This window comes from Nitrospira sp. Nam74, assembly GCF_965152615.1.
The window spans coordinates 922,362-938,111 of the sequence record NZ_OZ224220.1; the positions used below are offsets into that span (position 1 = coordinate 922,362).

The 15,750-nt window shown below is 56.3% G+C and carries 16 protein-coding genes and 2 tRNA genes; 12 read left to right on the top strand and 6 right to left on the bottom strand.

Annotated features, from left to right (window positions below):
• Positions 1-83: 83 nt before the first annotated feature.
• The 8 genes from ACWHYZ_RS04490 (at position 84) to folE (ending at position 6,151) form a co-directional block, all read left to right on the top strand.
• Positions 84-488 carry a hypothetical protein gene (locus ACWHYZ_RS04490; RefSeq protein ID WP_447986092.1) on the top strand — a complete coding sequence of 135 codons (405 nt, stop codon included), beginning with the start codon at positions 84-86 and terminating at the stop codon, positions 486-488.
• A gap of 203 nt (positions 489-691) precedes the next feature.
• Positions 692-1,627, top strand: coding sequence for a malate dehydrogenase (mdh, locus tag ACWHYZ_RS04495; protein ID WP_447986093.1), 936 nt, complete (start codon positions 692-694; stop codon positions 1,625-1,627).
• Positions 1,628-1,701: 74 nt separating this feature from the next.
• Positions 1,702-2,295 carry a urate hydroxylase PuuD gene (locus ACWHYZ_RS04500; protein ID WP_447986094.1) on the top strand — a complete coding sequence of 198 codons (594 nt, stop codon included), beginning with the start codon at positions 1,702-1,704 and terminating at the stop codon, positions 2,293-2,295.
• A gap of 556 nt (positions 2,296-2,851) precedes the next feature.
• Positions 2,852-4,153, top strand: coding sequence for an NADH-quinone oxidoreductase subunit NuoF (nuoF, locus tag ACWHYZ_RS04505; RefSeq protein WP_447986095.1), 1,302 nt, complete (start codon positions 2,852-2,854; stop codon positions 4,151-4,153).
• A gap of 25 nt (positions 4,154-4,178) precedes the next feature.
• Positions 4,179-4,556, top strand: coding sequence for a 2Fe-2S iron-sulfur cluster-binding protein (locus ACWHYZ_RS04510; protein ID WP_447986096.1), 378 nt, complete (start codon positions 4,179-4,181; stop codon positions 4,554-4,556).
• 10 nt (positions 4,557-4,566) lie between these two features.
• Entirely contained in the window at positions 4,567-4,887 is a 321-nt protein-coding gene (erpA, locus tag ACWHYZ_RS04515) for an iron-sulfur cluster insertion protein ErpA (RefSeq protein WP_447986097.1), read from the top strand.
• Positions 4,888-4,984: 97 nt separating this feature from the next.
• Positions 4,985-5,398 carry a 6-carboxytetrahydropterin synthase gene (locus ACWHYZ_RS04520; RefSeq protein WP_447986098.1) on the top strand — a complete coding sequence of 138 codons (414 nt, stop codon included), beginning with the start codon at positions 4,985-4,987 and terminating at the stop codon, positions 5,396-5,398.
• Positions 5,399-5,614: 216 nt separating this feature from the next.
• A complete protein-coding gene (gene folE, locus ACWHYZ_RS04525; RefSeq protein WP_447987516.1) occupies positions 5,615-6,151 on the top strand; it encodes a GTP cyclohydrolase I FolE in 537 nt (178 codons plus the stop codon).
• Positions 6,152-6,227: 76 nt separating this feature from the next.
• Here folE and ACWHYZ_RS04530 read toward each other — a convergent pair whose 3' ends face one another.
• Positions 6,228-7,019 carry an alpha/beta fold hydrolase gene (locus tag ACWHYZ_RS04530; RefSeq protein ID WP_447986099.1) on the bottom strand — a complete coding sequence of 264 codons (792 nt, stop codon included), beginning with the start codon at positions 7,017-7,019 and terminating at the stop codon, positions 6,228-6,230.
• Between the two features lie 133 nt (positions 7,020-7,152).
• Between ACWHYZ_RS04530 and ACWHYZ_RS04535 the strand changes: the two genes are divergently transcribed.
• On the top strand, positions 7,153-8,442 hold the full coding sequence (locus ACWHYZ_RS04535) for a replication-associated recombination protein A (RefSeq protein WP_447986100.1): 1,290 nt from the start codon (positions 7,153-7,155) through the stop codon (positions 8,440-8,442).
• Between the two features lie 80 nt (positions 8,443-8,522).
• Positions 8,523-8,891 (top strand): PilZ domain-containing protein, encoded by a 369-nt coding sequence (locus ACWHYZ_RS04540; protein WP_447986101.1) that lies wholly within the window; start codon positions 8,523-8,525, stop codon positions 8,889-8,891.
• A gap of 158 nt (positions 8,892-9,049) precedes the next feature.
• Here the strand turns inward: ACWHYZ_RS04540 and ACWHYZ_RS04545 are convergent, their stop codons facing one another.
• Together ACWHYZ_RS04545 and ACWHYZ_RS04550 are read right to left on the bottom strand one after the other, a co-directional pair.
• Positions 9,050-10,897: an ABC-F family ATP-binding cassette domain-containing protein gene (locus ACWHYZ_RS04545; RefSeq protein WP_447986102.1), complete on the bottom strand. Its 1,848-nt coding sequence runs from the start codon at positions 10,895-10,897 to the stop codon at positions 9,050-9,052.
• A 137-nt stretch (positions 10,898-11,034) separates the two neighbouring features.
• Positions 11,035-11,110: transfer RNA gene (locus ACWHYZ_RS04550), tRNA-Ala, on the bottom strand.
• A 272-nt stretch (positions 11,111-11,382) separates the two neighbouring features.
• Between ACWHYZ_RS04550 and ACWHYZ_RS04555 the strand changes: the two genes are divergently transcribed.
• Positions 11,383-12,708, top strand: coding sequence for an adenylosuccinate synthase (locus ACWHYZ_RS04555; RefSeq protein ID WP_447986103.1), 1,326 nt, complete (start codon positions 11,383-11,385; stop codon positions 12,706-12,708).
• 67 nt (positions 12,709-12,775) lie between these two features.
• Positions 12,776-12,851, top strand: a tRNA-Lys gene (locus tag ACWHYZ_RS04560).
• A gap of 614 nt (positions 12,852-13,465) precedes the next feature.
• Here the strand turns inward: ACWHYZ_RS04560 and ACWHYZ_RS04565 are convergent.
• The 3 genes from ACWHYZ_RS04565 to ACWHYZ_RS04575 all read right to left on the bottom strand — a co-directional run bounded on the left by ACWHYZ_RS04565 (position 13,466) and on the right by ACWHYZ_RS04575 (position 15,748).
• Positions 13,466-14,533, bottom strand: coding sequence for a transposase (locus ACWHYZ_RS04565; protein ID WP_447986104.1), 1,068 nt, complete (start codon positions 14,531-14,533; stop codon positions 13,466-13,468).
• Positions 14,534-14,660: 127 nt separating this feature from the next.
• Entirely contained in the window at positions 14,661-15,224 is a 564-nt protein-coding gene (locus ACWHYZ_RS04570; RefSeq protein WP_447986105.1) for an ATP-binding protein, read from the bottom strand.
• A gap of 26 nt (positions 15,225-15,250) precedes the next feature.
• Positions 15,251-15,748, bottom strand: a complete 498-nt coding sequence (locus ACWHYZ_RS04575; RefSeq protein ID WP_447986106.1) for a hypothetical protein — start codon at positions 15,746-15,748, stop codon at positions 15,251-15,253.
• Positions 15,749-15,750: the final 2 nt, after the last annotated feature.

A 15,750-nucleotide genomic window follows, 5' to 3' on the forward strand; every position in this document is an offset into this window, starting at 1 on the left:
ACTCTACTTCGGTTCTCGTCTCATAAGAAATGATGTTTCTGATCATCGTAAAGACAGCGACACTTATGAAAGAATAATCAAGAATGTCTAATAAGTCTCAAGAAAACGTGCCTCCGTGGCTCTATAAGCTGTTCACCGGCCACCAGTATCCGTATGTGCGGCGCTTGGCCAAATTTTCCAATAAGGTCGTGCCCGGAGAAGAGCGTGGCGAGCCGACCAAGGACGAAATCAACGCCAAGTTTGTAGAAGTTTTTCCTCGCTGTTGGGCGAAGATTTTGGAAGAAGTGAAGTCCGGCATGATCGTGACGTTTGTTGAACTCGGGACCTATCCTCCAGGCGGGTTCCAAGAACTGATCGATCATCCCGAAGACTTTCTTGCCAAGACCTATGGAAAAAAGAAAATTAAAGTGAATTTCTATGACGGCGAGAATTTCGTCTGCACGATTAACTTTAAGGTCGGTGGGTGGACGGGCCATGAAGGGCACTGAAGAAACGCGGCAATTTCCGTGCTCGCGGAGCGCGCAAGTAAAGAAGGTATCCCGTAGGAATGAGGGCCTTTGGGGAGCAGATTTGGTACCGCACGGATCGGTGCACGGTGCGATGACGCTTGCGGCGGGCAGGTGAAACGACGCCCGGGGTGAAGGTCGGCATCGGTCGGCTTTCAATATAGATTGAGAAGTGAGGGAGCAATATGCGGTCAAAAATTACAGTAGTGGGCGCCGGCAATGTGGGCGCGACGGTGGCCCAGCGGTTGGCTGAAAAAGATTGTTACGACGTAGTGTTGGTCGATATCGTCGACGGCATTCCTCAAGGCAAGACGCTGGACCTTTCTCAGGCCGGCCCGATCTGTGGGTATGACTCTCAACTGCAGGGTGCGACCACCTTTGATGGGACCGATGGTTCATCTATTGTCGTCATCACATCCGGTGTCCCACGCAAGCCGGGGATGAGCCGGGATGAGCTGCTCGCGACGAATGCGAAGATCATCCAGGGTGTCGTGAAAGAGGCGACGAAGCGATCGCCGGAGGCCATATTGATCATGGTCACCAACCCCTTGGATGCCATGGCGCATGTCGCTCATCGAATGAGCGGCTTTCCGAAGGAGCGCGTGTTGGGGATGGCCGGTGTGCTGGATTCTGCGAGATTCCGGTCGTTCATTGCCGCCGAACTGGATGTCGCCGTCGAGAACGTGCACGCGATGGTGCTCGGCGGGCACGGCGATACGATGGTCCCGCTGGTTCGCTATACGACGGTCGCCGGTCGGCCGATCGCCGAATGGTTGCCGAAAGAGCGGCTGGAGGCCTTGATCAAGCGCACGCGAGACGGCGGTGCGGAAATCGTCAACCTCTTGAAGTCGGGCAGCGCCTATTACGCGCCTTCCGCTGCGGTCGTGGACATGATTGAAGCCATCACCAAGGACCAAAAGAAAATATTGCCGTGTGCGGTGCGATGTGACGGCGAGTATGGTATTCACGGGTTGTTTGTGGGTGTACCGGTCAAACTCGGCCAACGCGGAGCTGAAGCGGTGATTGAATACGAGCTCACGTCGGACGAGCGAGCGGCGTTGGCCGCCTCCGCTGCGGCTGTGAAAGAATTGTGTGGTGCCGTGGACCGCGTGCTCACGTAATTATTGACAAGGTCATTCACCGTACGGTAGACACTGAGCCGCAGCATGAGCACTGAACCGAATAGGGGACGACGATGAAATTTCTCGAAGATGTGTACCAGACGATCGGTGTAGGATTCGCGATAACCGTTGTATTGTTGGTGCTGTGGCTGGCGATGGTGGGTGGAGCGCCGGACGCAGGGGCGTGGATCGAACAGATCTTTCGATGGACCCACTTTCTGGCCGGCATCACCTGGATCGGATTGTTGTATTTCTTCAATCTGATCAATGCCGGTTTCCTGAAGTCATTGGACGCCGCTCAAAAGGGGGTCGTCATCCCCCGCTTAATGCCGAGTGCACTCTGGTGGTTCCGTCATGGGGCAACCGTCACCGTACTGGCCGGTCTCGTCCTGATTTTCATGTTGCATCCCTCCCTGTCCGGCACGGGGGATAAAGCCATTTGGATCGGCGCCCTTCTTGGAATTATTATGATGGTCAATGTGCATGCGATCATCTGGCCCTGTCAGCGTGAAATCATCCGTATGACGAAAGAATCGGCGGAGACCGGCAAGCCGACCCCACCCGAAATGGCCGCACTGGGACGGAAGGCGTTGTTGGCTTCACGCGTGAATGTCATGCTCTCGGTCCCGATGCTGTTCTTTATGGGTGCCGCAGCTCATTTCAAGTAAAGCCTTCAATGGTAAGGTGTCCCGCGTCGGCCTAGAAGGCCGACGCGGCCTGACATAGAAGCGTGGACTGATTGAAGATGTGTGTATCCCTCCACTAGGCACAAATCACTCCGACTATTGAAAGCCGATTCAAGTCCCGATCGTAAGGTGAAGACGATGAGCTCCTCCACCTCCATGTCAAGGGGGTAGCGAGGCAGTGCCGTGGGACCGCTCATGGAGGTGATCTGTGGCACACCTTTCACGAGCTGATAAACTGGAACCGTGCTATCGGGGCTCGCGTGCGTTTCGACAAGCACTCCTGGCAATGTTTGTCCTTGATGCTGCCATCGCGCGGTGGGCTGAATAGAACTCCCAGGCGCATCTCGTTCAACACAAGCTTCTGAACAGACATCCAGTAGCTGTCTCCAGCCAAAAGCCCTATTCCAGCGAAGCCTCTATCCCCTAATGGCCTAACAGATTGAGAATAAGGCCCATTTAGCCCAAAGGTGGCTTGACGCTCGTTAAGCGGTCCCTTATAGTAAGCATTCCCCACTCAGTCCCATTGTTGGAGAGACACGTGAACGCCAACGGAGCACGACTGTTACAAAAACTCGAAGGTCCTCCTAGCGACATCGAAGCGTATATCGCTACGGGGGGATATCAGGCCTGGCAAAAGTGTGTCCAGGGCATGGCTCGCGAGGCGATCGTCAATGAACTCAAACAGTCAGGCTTGCGGGGACGAGGGGGCGCAGGCTTTCCCACCGGGATCAAGTGGGACAAGGTTCTCAATCACCGCATCAAAGAACGCTATTTCGTCTGTAATGCCGGCGAACATGAGCCGGGCACCTTCAAAGACCGGTATCTCTTAAAGCACTACCCGCATCAACTGCTGGAGGGGTGCCTCATAGCCTCGTTCTCCGTGAATGCCAAGGCCTCATTTATTTATGTGAATCACGAGTATCATGAAGAGCAAGCCAACCTGAAAAAGGCGATCGAACAGGCGAAGGCGAAAGGGTTTCTTGGAAAAAACATTCTGGGGACCGGAGTGGATTTGGACATTGAATTGTTTTCGGGACACGGCAGCTATGTGGCCGGCGAGGAAACGGCGATGTTGGAATCAATGCAAGGTCGGCCCGCGATGCCTCGTCAGAAGCCGCCGTTTTATCCCACTGACTTCGGTCTGTACGGAAAACCGACGTTGGTGAACAATGTCGAAACGTTGTGTAATATTCCGCGAATTCTAAGCAAGGGCGCCGCGTGGTTTACGCAAGTCGGCACGGAGAAGTGTCCGGGGACCATGATGTTCTCGCTCAGCGGAGCGGTGAATAAACCGGGCGTCTATGAAAAGCCCATGGGCATCACCATTCGTCAACTCATCGATGAATGCGGTGGAGGCATTCCAGGTGGGCGAAACGTGAAGGCTGTGTTTCCCGGCGGTCCCGCGTTTTCAATGGTCACGGCCGATCAGCTGGATTTGGCCATGGATTTTGATTCTCTGAAGAAGGCCGGCACCGGACTGGGTTCAGCAGGCGTGATTGTCGTTGACGATGCCACTTGCATGGTGGCGCAGACGTTGAAGTTCTCGAATTTCTTTAAAGGGGAGAGCTGCGGCCAGTGCCCGTCGTGTCGTATGGGGACGATTAACTTAGCCACGTTGATGACGAAGATCGAGAATGGTGAAGGGACACAAAAAGACCTCGATAGCCTGCTGCAGCTCTGCGGATTCGTCAAAGGGACGGGTTATTGCACGCTGGTGACCGGCGCCGCTGTCCTCGTTCAAAGCAGCCTTCGGCTATTCAAGCATGAATTCGAAGAGCACATCACCATGAAGCGCTGTCCGTATCAGCCTGCCGGCGTTGTCGCCGGTTCCCATGCCTGAGGCTGAACTTGGTATAATGTTGAACATGCCGAAAGTCACATTCCTTCATCCTGATGGGAAAAGCGGAGAGGTGATCCGCGGTCAATCCTTGCTGGAGGCCGCAGAAGCCTTGGGATTTGCCCTCAATCATGACTGTGGCGGCAATGCTTCGTGTACGACCTGCCGCGTTGAAGTGCAATTGGGAGAAGAGAATCTATCTGAAATCGACTTTGACGAACAGGATCTTCTGGATCGTGAAGCGCTTTCGGATCGATGGCATCGACTGGGGTGCCAAGCTCGTGTGCTGGGCGATGTCGTGGTGCGCGTGCCGGAACAGAAATGGGAAGCCCCCGGGTCGGTGGACCTGGAGAAGGTGGAGGAGTTGCAGCGGACTTTGGCTGAATTAGGAAAACCTCGTTCATAAGGAGAACAGTATGGTTACGATTACCCCGATTGCAGAACAGAAGATCAAGGAATTGATGCAGGAAGAGAAGGACACGGTCGGGTTGCGGGTGTACGTGCGTGGTGGAGGCTGTCACGGATATCAATACGGCATGGCTTTCGAGACGAAGATCGGCGAAGATGACAGCGTCATTGAAAAGGGCGATGTGAAAGTCATCATGGATTCACAAAGTGCGCCTCTCTTGAGCGGCGCGGAAGTTGATTATGTCGACAGCCTTCAAGGATCGGGCTTTGCGATCAAGAATCCGCAAGCCAAGACGACCTGTGGCTGCGGAAGTTCATTCAGCGCATAACTTGGATCTGTAATTGTGGGCCGGACTCGCGGCTGTTGGGCTGCGTCCGGCCCATGGTGTTTCAGGAGTCGGAGGAAGCGGTCGAGAGAGACCAGATATGTCTGAAACCGCCACACTAACCCGTCGCTATAAGTTCTCGGCTTCGCACCGGCTTCATTCCGCATGTCTGTCGGCTGAGGAAAACGTGAAGATCTTCGGCAAATGCAACAATGCGAATGGACATGGCCACAATTATCAGGTCTATGTCAGTGTGAGAGGCTCCATTGAACCACGAGTCGGCACGGTCACGGATGTCGGGGCGCTGGATCGAATCGTGACTGAAACCATCGTGAACCGTTTCGACCATCGGGATCTCAATCTCGATCCGGCCTTCTCCGATCGGACCACGACGGGTGAAAATGTCGCCCGGTTAATTTGGGATTTGTTGGAGGCGAAAATTCCGGGCGGTACCTTACAGAAGGTTGGATTGGTGGAGACGCGCGACAATTATTTTGAGTATTCGGAGCGGTAAGGATGTGGGAGTCGTTGGACTCCCCTTGTGCTCGCGGGACGCACAGGTTGGAAAGTGCACAGTCCATGCGCGCAGAGGCGGGAGTCCGGCCACTCCCACACGTGTGATGTAAACGCTCTTTTTGGGGTGGGAGAATAGATGAGCACGCGGACGAAAAAGTCGATGCAGCGGACGGTGGATGTGCGAGGCAATGGGCGCCCCGCAGAATTGCAGGATATGGTGGAGCGGATGCTCGTGGTGTTAGGCGAAGACCCGAAACGGAACGGGTTGCTCAAGACGCCGGAGCGGGTCAGCAAGGCGCTTCAATTTATGACCGCCGGGTACACGCAGAATATCGACTCGCTGCTCAATGGTGCCCTTTTCCCAATAGAGTATGACGAGATGGTGATTGTAAAGGATATCGACTTCTTCAGTATGTGCGAACACCATCTGCTCCCGTTTTTCGGACGATGCCATGTCGGCTACATGCCGAACAAGAAAGTGGTTGGGTTGAGCAAGATCCCTCGGTTGGTGGATGCTTTTAGCCGGCGGCTGCAAGTGCAAGAGCGACTGACAGTGGAGATTGCAGAAACGCTTCAATCCAAGCTCAAGGCGCACGGTGTGGCCGTCGTCATGGAGGCCCGCCATCTATGCATGATGATGCGCGGCGTGGAAAAACAAAATACAGTGGCAGTCACCAGCTCCATGTTGGGTGTGTTCCGGACCCAACTGCAGACTCGCGAAGAATTCCTCAAGCTCATCAACCACGGTTGAGTTCGCCCCGGTCTCTCGCCTGTATACATTTCCTCGCAATCCTTATCAGCGTGACCCGTCTTCCGAGGAAGGCGGGTCAAACAATCTCTTTGACGAACGACAGCACGGCCTGATTAAAGGCCTCCGGTGCTTCAAGATTCGACAAATGGGCGGCAGCCGGAAGTACTGCCAACTGAGCACCCGATATGCGGTCGGCCATGAGTCGAGCATCGGATGGGGGCGTCCCTTGATCCAGTTCTCCGACGACGACGAGCGTCGGCCGGGCAATCTGTGCCAGCAGCGGAACCGAATCAGGACGCTCAGCCATGGCTCGTAGATCAGCCACAATGGTTTCAACCGGATTGCGCAGAATCATGCCGCGCACTTTCTCGACAAGCGCAGGATCCGTCTTAATGGTGCGGGCGCTGAGCAAGCGAGGAATCATGATATCTGCAATGGCGCTCGTTCCGTGAGTCTCCGCTGTACGGATCATGTCCAGTCTGCCTGCACGGCCTTCGGGCGTATCGGCCTGCGCGCGCGTATCGGCCAAGATCAGGCCCTTCACTCGATCGGGATAGAGTCGGTAGAAAGCCATGAGGATATATCCGCCCATTGAGAGGCCGACGAAGATCGCGTCTTGAATATCCAGATGGTCCAGAAGATGTTCAATGTCAGTCGCCAAGTCTTCGAGTGTATGGGGCGTGCGGCCTTGACCCGATTCTCCATGTCCTCGTAGATCAATGGCGATGGTTCGGAAGCCCGCAGAGAACGGACCCATTTGCGGGTCCCACATCATCTGATTGAGGGGAAACGCATGGAGCAGCACCACAGGCGTGCCCGTTCCCTCGTCTATATAGTGCAGGCGGATGTCGTTCAGATGTGCGTCCATCGGTTCCTTGTGATGCGATAGCGTACGCACGGGACTAACATAGGGCATCAAATTGCGTCAAGCTGATCACCTAAGTTGCGGTGTCGTTTGTCGGCCTTGTACAATCCGGTCAGCGTCAAGGGAGAAGCCCGCCATGGGAAAACACCCTTCCGGTCCTTCTCTGTTCCATATACCGGAATCAAGCGATAAAACGGGTGTGCCGCTCGCTGAACGGATGCGCCCGCAGGATTTTGCCGATTTCGTAGGGCAGGATGACATCGTCGCTTCGGATCGGCCACTGCGACGTGCCATTGAGAGCGATACGTTATCTTCCGTCATCCTTTGGGGGCCTCCAGGAACCGGTAAAACCACGCTCGCCAGGATCATTGCCCGCCATACGAAAGCCGAATTCGTTCTGTTCTCTGCCGTCACCAGCGGGATCGCCGATCTGCGAGAAGTTGTGAAGGCCGCCGAGCGGCGGCGCGTCACGTACCATCAGCGCACCATCCTCTTTGTGGACGAGATCCATCGATTCAACAAGGCGCAGCAGGATGCGTTCCTGCCCCACGTGGAGCAAGGCACGATTATTCTCCTAGGCGCCACGACGGAAAACCCATCCTTTGAAGTCATTGCACCACTGCTATCCCGCTCGATCGTAGTGGTGTTGCAACCTATATCTGATGAGGCGATGGCCCGCATCATCGACCGGGCCTTGACGAATACCGAGGTCGGTCTCGGCCGGTATCAGGCCGAATTATCAGACGGCGCCCGCCGCCGTTTGATCGCCTTTAGCAATGGGGATGCTCGTTTGGCCCTCACGGCGCTGGAGTTTCTTGTCATGCAGGTACCGCCCGGCCCCAACGGCCGTGTCTCTGTGACCGAGGCGACCTTAGAAGTGGCGATGCTCAAGAAGGCCCTTCGATATGATCGGAGCGGCGAGGAGCATTACAACCTGATTTCGGCCTATATCAAAAGTCTTCGGGATTCCGATCCGGATGGTGCACTCTATTGGCTGGCCAGAATGTTGGAAGGAGGGGAAGACCCTAAGTTTATCGCACGGCGGATGGTCATTTTTGCCTCAGAAGATGTCGGCAACGCCGATCCTCGGGCCCTGCTCATCGCGACGGCCGTCTTCCAGGCTGTCGAGCGAGTGGGGCTTCCCGAAGCGCAAATCAACCTGGCGCAGGGGACGACTTATTTGGCGACCAGTCCAAAGGACAACGCCTCGTATGTAGGACTGCTGGAGGCCCTACAGGATGCCCGTGCATTCGGCAATCTTGAAGTTCCTCTGCACCTGCGCAATGCCGTCACCTCCCTCCTGCGGGATATCGGCTATGGCCGTGGCTATCGATATGCCCATGACGATCCCTCGGCGACCACGGATCAGGTCCACTTGCCTGACAAGCTGAAGGGGAAGCGCTATTACCGTCCGAAACCCAAGTAAGGCAAAAAATGGCCATGCGGTGGGATTTGTCCAAGAATACCCTCTAGACAAATCGTGTAAAGAGAGATACTCTGAATTGTATGGGGCAAACTACTAAGGCCGATGATCGTCGACGTCAACGCCGTGTGACGCTCGTGGGGCCTGCCTTGATTACAGCCTCCAGCCGCTCTGGACGCGCCTTAAGCGCCGTGCTCGATAATGCCAATCGGCTTGGGGCCGGATTCCATGCGAGAGAGCAACTTCAGGTGAACGACACCGTGTCCGTATCGATTGCGTTTCTTGATCAGGAAGGCGACGAACAGCAAGAAAAATTGACCGGGACGGTGGCCTGGGTCAAACCGTGGGAAAAGGGGTTTCTCATCGGGGTGGTCTGGGACCAGATGATTACGAAGGACCGCAATCGCTGGCTGTATTCGTATCTCAATGAAACCTTGAAAGAAACCGCATAGCAGCCGTCGAAAAGGCATCTCACTTCGTTCGCGGCTCCAAAAAATACTGAACGTACCAGCTGATCTACGGTCTTGAAGCACTCATCCCAGCCATCGGCCTCAAGGTATTCAATCAGAATCAAACATCCGAAGGCGATAGTGGAGTGCTGATACCTTAACTATTGCGTGACCGCTTGCAACTTCTGCTTGACGGATTCCAGCTCTTCCGACAGAGAACTCCACCGGGCTGTCAGGCGTTCCAGTTCGCCTTTCCATCGCCCCTGTTCAAGATGTAGGGCGTGCCATTGGTCTTGCTTTTCATAAACGACAGGGTCGGCCAATTCCTGATCTCGCACCTTGAGGCGGGATTCCAGTTCTACAATCTCAGATTCAGCCCGGGCAATCTGCTTTTCTAAGCGAGCCTGAGCTTTGGACATTTCGCGACGATCGGCCGCGGCAGATCGGGACGGCGTTCCCGATGACGATCTGCCGTTCATGTCCGAGTGCGTGGCGTGCTTCTGCGTGGGCGCCAGATCCTCCTGATTCCCTTTAATCGATTCCAATTCCTGGGCGCGCTTCCAGAGATAATACTCGTAATCGCCGGCGTAATTGCGGGCTTGCCCGTTGTCAATTTCGACGACACGTGTGGCGACACGATTCAGAAACGTCGGGTCGTGCGAGATGAAGACAATCGTGCCTGGAAAATCCGTCATGGCGTCGGTCAACACATCGACCGAGGCTGGATCAAGGTGATTCGTCGGCTCGTCCAACAGCAGCGTGTTGGCAGGTTCAATTAACATGCGTGCCAATGCGACCCGATTTCGCTCGCCTCCACTTAACGCTTTGATGGGCTTTTTCTGGTCCGGGCCGGAAAAGAGAAACGCTCCTGCGATGCCGCGAAGGAAATTCACTTCAGCTTGGTTAGACACTTCGCTCAGCGATTCCAGAATCGTATGTTCCGAATTCAGCGTATCAGCTTGATGCTGCGCGAAGTAATGGATGGTGACCCCATGGCCGACGGTTCGGGTTCCTTTTTCGAAGGCCAGCACGCCTGCCAACATTTTCAACAGTGTGCTTTTCCCGGCTCCGTTCTCCCCCACCAGCGCAATCCGTTGGCCACGTTCAACTGAGAAGTCCAGGCTGTCATAAACCACTGTCGATCCGTAGCTTTTCGCGATATCCCGCAACTCGAAGACGTGCCGACCACTCGCCGGAGGGACAGGAAATTTAAAACGAACACGCTTGACATCTCGAGATAACTCAATCCGTTTGACCTTGTCGAGCTGCTTGAGGCGAGATTGGACCTGGCTCGCCTTATTGGCCTGATAACGGAAGCGATCGACAAACTTCTGCACGCGCGCGATTTCTTTTCCTTGCCGCTTGGCGGCCGCTTCTTGATGCGCGTCCCGCTCCGCCCGCAGTTCCAGAAACTTCGAGTAATTCCCTCGGTATTCTTGAATGCCATGCTCCCGAATGTCCCAAATATGCGTCACGATGCGATCGAGAAACACGGTGTCGTGACTAATCACTAGAATGGTCATCGGCGACTGCAGAAGGAACTGCTCGAACCAGGCTTGCGTCGGCTTGTCCAGATGGTTTGTCGGCTCGTCCAACATCAGCACGTCGGGGTCGGAGAGAAGCAGATGGGCCAAGGCGACTCGCATGCGGTAGCCGCCGGAAAGCGTCTCGACGGGACGACCAAAATCCTGGTCACCGAACCCCAGCCCGGATAGAATACGCTTCGCCTCATGTTCCGGGTATTGATTCCGATGTGCTGCATCCAGAATCGTTTTGCCGGAGAGGGTTTCCAATTCTTGAGGGAGATAGCCGACCCGGAGACGGGGACGCTTTCGAATGATCCCTTTATCGGGCGATTCCTCCCCAAGGATCATCCGAATTAACGTGGTCTTCCCCACGCCATTTGGTCCCACGAGTCCCGTTCGCGTGCCCGGGCGCAAATGCGCGGACGCATCCCTAAAAAGAATACGCGAGGCAAATTGTTTACTGACGCCTTCAATTTGGAGCATAGTGTTTGCGGGGTGTACGACCCGCCGCTACTGTTATAGGTTCAATGTTGAATGCTGAATGGGCAGGAGGGTGAGCGTGACACTCGAAACTTACACTTCACATTTAAGCATGGCCGGGCTCAAGCCCTGATAAAAATTGGTGGAGCTGGCCGGGATTGAACCGGCGACCTCGTGAATGCCATTCACGCGCGCTCCCAACTGCGCCACAGCCCCACTTGAATTCGTTCTGAATATCCGATGATCGGCAGCAATCGTCAATCGTCAATCGACAAACGACCTGGATGCTACCATTGCACCTCATGATGAGTCAACGTCGATGCATTCGTCCTGTTTTTCATCTCACTTCGTCGTATATAGACAATGCAGGGATCACTTATCTTGACAAAGTCCGTGCCGCGTCACTAGTATGAGGTCGGCGCGGCTCTGGCCATCGTGGTCAGGGCTATTTTTTTGTATGTGTATTCCGCGAAAGGCTCGTACGGCACATGCCTAACCTCGTGATCATCGGGACGCAGTGGGGGGATGAGGGCAAGGGGAAGATTGTCGATATCCTCGCCCGTGAAGCCGATGTCGTGGTGCGCTATCAGGGTGGATCAAATGCAGGTCATACGGTTATCAATGATCGCGGCACATTTATCTTCCATCTGATCCCATCCGGCATTCTGTATCGCGGCACTTTGTGCTTAATCGGAAATGGTGTCGTGATCGATCCCGCTGCCCTCATCGAAGAACTCGATCACCTGCAGGGAAAAGGAATTCGAATTGGGAGTAATTTCGCGGTCAGTGGACGCGCGCACCTGATTCTTCCCTATCACAAGGCCATCGAGAAGGCGAATGAGCAGTCCAAAGGCTCACGACGGATTGGCACGACCGGCCGAGGCATCGGTCCTTCCTACGCGGATAAGATGTCGCGTATTGGCATTCGCGTCAGCGATTTGCTCAACCCGTCTCTCTTCCGGCAGAAACTGCAAGAGAATCTCGTGGAGATCAACTGGTTTCTTGAGCGGCTGTATCGGGTCGACAAAATTGAATTGGAGAAAGTCTTTCAACAGTATATGACCTATGCTGATCGCTTGAAGGACCACATTGCCGATACGTCTGTCTTACTCAGCAAGGCGATTAAGCGGGGACAGAACATCATTTTTGAAGGCGCGCAGGGGACGCATCTGGATGTTGATCTTGGGACCTATCCGTATGTCACGTCCTCGAGTTCCACGGCCGGTGGAGCCTGCACAGGCACCGGCGTAGGGCCGACCGTCATCAATGGCGTCTTGGGTATCGCCAAAGCGTATACGACCAGAGTCGGAAGTGGTCCCTTTCCCACTGAATTGACCGATGCGGTTGGCGGAGGATTACAAGAGCGCGGTAAAGAGTTCGGCGCCACGACGGGCCGCGCCCGGCGCTGCGGGTGGTTCGACGGCGTCGTTGTGCGGTATGCCACGCGTGTGAACGGGCTCACCTCACTGGCAGTCACCAAGCTTGACGTCCTGGACGGCTGCAAAGAATTAAAACTCTGTACCGGGTATCGTCATGATGGGAAATTGTACCGCGAAATGCCGGCGGATCTGGATGTCTTAATGGGTTGTGAACCGGTATACGAAGTGATGCGCGGGTGGACCACGTCCACGACAGGGGCCACGTCGTATGCGAAGTTGCCCCGCGAAGCCAAGCTCTATCTTAAGCGGATTGAGGAATTAGCCGAGTGCCGCATCGACATGATTTCCACGGGATCCAAACGCCAGGAGACCATTATCGTCCACAATCCGCTCGCGCCGGCGCGACGGAAGACGACCACTGCCCGCAAACGCTGACGTATCTGATGTGACCCGTCAAGAGATTGACAAGGTGATCCCATCGGTGCCAGCATCCCGTTACGGTGAGCCGGTAGCTCAGTCGGTAGAGCATCGCCCTTTTAAGGCGAGGGCCCTGGGTTCGAGTCCCAGCCGGCTCACCAAATAAATCAGTCACATAGCACGACGCCTCCCGAACCACTGCTCTGCGAAGCGATTTCCCTATGCCTGTCTACTTTGAATACCACGGTATCGGATGGCGCGTTTTATTTAGCGGTGTATTGTCATAAATGGTCTCTCTGAGACCATAAATGGACCTGGCAAAGGTACCCCTGTACCCTCGAAAGCTACTACCACTGTGCCGAGTTGTTGACTCTTTCAGCTCAGATCAATGACACCTTAGTCTCGCTTCCTGCGCTGGCCACCACGACGCGTGCGAGTGTCAGCCGTATAAGCCAAACGGGAGACGACGAGACAGGCGTGTGTTAGATGGTACAAAGTCCTATGGGGCGGTCACCGTGCGCATTACGAAAGAATTCGGGCTTCCACGGAAGAACGAGCAGTAGAACGGTGGATGGTTGGATTTCGTAATATTCCTCGCGATTTGATGCACAGGATTAAAGTGGCGGCGGCAATAGAGAAAGAAGTCTGTAAAGCGGCCATTGATAGAGCTTTCAGAAACTTATCTTCAGGAGATGGCGAAATATCTCGTTGTGTGACAAGCAGCACATGAACGGGGAAGCGATTGAATGAGATTCTTTTGATGCTTCTATGTCTGTCAAGTCGGGGTCGCTACGACCGGCGTGACGGCAGTTCTCTCAAGGATGGGAAACAGCCGCCGAGCCAGAAAGCGTTTGAGGCATCGGCGAATCTCGCGATTCGAACGTCCCTCACTCTGACGCCAGACAGCGTAGCGCCGAGTTTCCTCGTGGTGAGACGGGCGGCTAAGGACGATTGTGTGAAGCGCGCAATTGAGCAGCCGATCGCCGCAGCGGTTGAGGCGATGGCGTGTGACCTGCCCCGACGAGGCGGGGAGCGGCGCCGCTCCGGCCATCTTCGCGAAGGCGGCTTCTGAGCGTAGCCGCCCCGGATGCGACCAGGCGCAAATAATCTTGTCAGCCGTGAGCGCCCCGATGCCAGGCTCGGCTAGGAGCGCCGGGGCGGCGTCCTTTACCAGAAGTTCGATTTGCGTCTCGTGCTCGTTGGCTTCGGCTTCGAGCATTAGCACGCGCCGCGCGGTGAGCCGAATCGCCATGATCGTCGCCCGGTGCTCGGTGCTCTGCTGAGCCGTCGTACGCAACCGTGCGCAGCGTGCGACGAGCTCGTCGGTCGCCATCTTGTGGAGCGAATAGCGCAACAACTCGGGCGCCGTGACCACGAGCGACTTCAGATGGCAGAGTGCGCGACTGCCCGCATGGATAGCACCTTGGCGTGTTCGGAGCAGCACGCGGATCGCCTCTCGATCGCCCCGGCGACGGGGCTGAGCCAAATGCTCGCGGCCGAGAGCTTCGCGTGCCGCCCGTGTCGCATCGAGTTCGTCGCTCTTGGCACCGTTGCGCCGTGCCGGGCGGGCGGGGCGATCGATTTTGGCGACCCGGTCCGACTGTTCTAGGAGGTAGGTCGTCAAGCCCGCGCCGAAACTGCCTGTGCCCTCGATCGCGCAAAGCCTGCGCCCGGGCGCATGCTTCTTGGCAAATGCCAGCATGCGGCGATAGCCGAAGGCATCGACAGCAATGGTCGCCGTGGCGAGTTCGGCACCGTTCATGGCGACGACCGAGGTGGTGTGGGAGAGCTTGTGCGTACCGACACCGATCACAAAATCGACACTCTCGTGGATACTGAGCATGGTGTGTCCCTCCAGCGTATGATGGTCGTGGTGCCGGCCTAGAGAGCGAACACGGCATGGCAGGACTGTGGGGAGTCACGCCGCACAGGCGACGGGCAGGCTTCTAATCAGGCCAAACGAACAGTCGTCAGGGCCGGCACCCCTTCGGATGAGAGACATATCCAAAGCAAAGGCAACGTCTTTTGCGAAACGCGCCAATGAGTCTTGGGGTTATCTCGTTCCGATGGGATGCAGCCTGGCATCGTTTCCGCTCGTGGGCCATAGACGACCAATTATCACAATGGCTTTTGCCCACCCGGGGAGGACCCAGGATCACGAGATTCTCGCCGTGCCCGATGAAGTGACAAGAGGCCAACTGCTGAACCTGCTTTTTATCCAGCGACGGCTGGTAGGCGAAGTCGAAGGCCTCCAGACTCTTCACGAACGGGAATCGGGCGAGACTGGTGCGCATGGTCTTGGCGGCCTTGTCGGCGACTTCTTCGCCGAGCACCTGGTCGAGGAAGTCGGCGTACGAGCGCTCGTGGGTGGCTGCGTCCTGGTGGAGGGCTTCGAGCCGCTCGCGGCTCTTCAGGAGTCGCAAGCGCGTCAACTGGTCTCGGAGTCGCTCGAGCTGGGCGGGGTTCATGCGTGCCACCTCATGGGCGGCCGAGGTGCCGTAGAGCGCGAGACCGCGGACCTCGACGTCCGGCATCGAGCCCGAGGTGGGCGCCGACCCGGTCAGAGTCGAGCGGCGCTGGGGGCTCGTCCGTGCGATGTCGCCGGGGCCGTGGCCGGGCAGGATGCGGAACTTAGGTGCCGGACAACACCGGGTGCGTCGCGACCTCCCGATCGCGGTGGAAGATGTGCACCGTGTCGCCCCGCCGCTGGACTTCTACCCGCTGGCCGATGAGGCGACAGGGCACCGAGTAGCGGTTCGTGTCCACGCTCACGAGATAGTCCTCGGCCACGATGCGCGAGACGCGCGCCTCCTGGTGAAAGCTGCGTTGGCCCGGCCAGCAGCACCAGCTGCCCGCGTTCGCGCGCAAATCGCGCGATCGGCAGCTCGTGCGTCGTGCCGTGCAGGCGACAGTCGGCGATCGTCGCATTCCACTCATCGAGTGGGGTTTGAAAGTCCACGAGATCGACAAACGTCCGCCCGGGCAGACAGTTCCGCTTCACATACTTGGCGCCCGATTCACCCTTGCCCTTGGTCTGCGCCCAATAGGGCCGGCACACAC

What these genes read in the sequence shown, in the direction of transcription:
- ACWHYZ_RS04535 (WP_447986100.1), top strand. Translation starts at nt 7,153, where the DNA reads ATGGGAAAACACCCTTCCGGTCCTTCTCTGTTCCATATACCGGAATCA.
- ACWHYZ_RS04530 (WP_447986099.1), bottom strand. Translation starts at nt 7,019, where the DNA reads ATGGACGCACATCTGAACGACATCCGCCTGCACTATATAGACGAGGGA.
- ACWHYZ_RS04545 (WP_447986102.1), bottom strand. Translation starts at nt 10,897, where the DNA reads ATGCTCCAAATTGAAGGCGTCAGTAAACAATTTGCCTCGCGTATTCTT.
- ACWHYZ_RS04490 (WP_447986092.1), top strand. Translation starts at nt 84, where the DNA reads ATGTCTAATAAGTCTCAAGAAAACGTGCCTCCGTGGCTCTATAAGCTG.
- mdh (WP_447986093.1), top strand. Translation starts at nt 692, where the DNA reads ATGCGGTCAAAAATTACAGTAGTGGGCGCCGGCAATGTGGGCGCGACG.
- ACWHYZ_RS04565 (WP_447986104.1), bottom strand. Translation starts at nt 14,533, where the DNA reads ATGCTCAGTATCCACGAGAGTGTCGATTTTGTGATCGGTGTCGGTACG.
- ACWHYZ_RS04540 (WP_447986101.1), top strand. Translation starts at nt 8,523, where the DNA reads ATGGGGCAAACTACTAAGGCCGATGATCGTCGACGTCAACGCCGTGTG.
- ACWHYZ_RS04570 (WP_447986105.1), bottom strand. Translation starts at nt 15,224, where the DNA reads ATGCCGGACGTCGAGGTCCGCGGTCTCGCGCTCTACGGCACCTCGGCC.
- ACWHYZ_RS04520 (WP_447986098.1), top strand. Translation starts at nt 4,985, where the DNA reads ATGTCTGAAACCGCCACACTAACCCGTCGCTATAAGTTCTCGGCTTCG.
- ACWHYZ_RS04510 (WP_447986096.1), top strand. Translation starts at nt 4,179, where the DNA reads ATGCCGAAAGTCACATTCCTTCATCCTGATGGGAAAAGCGGAGAGGTG.
- ACWHYZ_RS04555 (WP_447986103.1), top strand. Translation starts at nt 11,383, where the DNA reads ATGCCTAACCTCGTGATCATCGGGACGCAGTGGGGGGATGAGGGCAAG.
- folE (WP_447987516.1), top strand. Translation starts at nt 5,615, where the DNA reads ATGGTGGAGCGGATGCTCGTGGTGTTAGGCGAAGACCCGAAACGGAAC.
- ACWHYZ_RS04500 (WP_447986094.1), top strand. Translation starts at nt 1,702, where the DNA reads ATGAAATTTCTCGAAGATGTGTACCAGACGATCGGTGTAGGATTCGCG.
- erpA (WP_447986097.1), top strand. Translation starts at nt 4,567, where the DNA reads ATGGTTACGATTACCCCGATTGCAGAACAGAAGATCAAGGAATTGATG.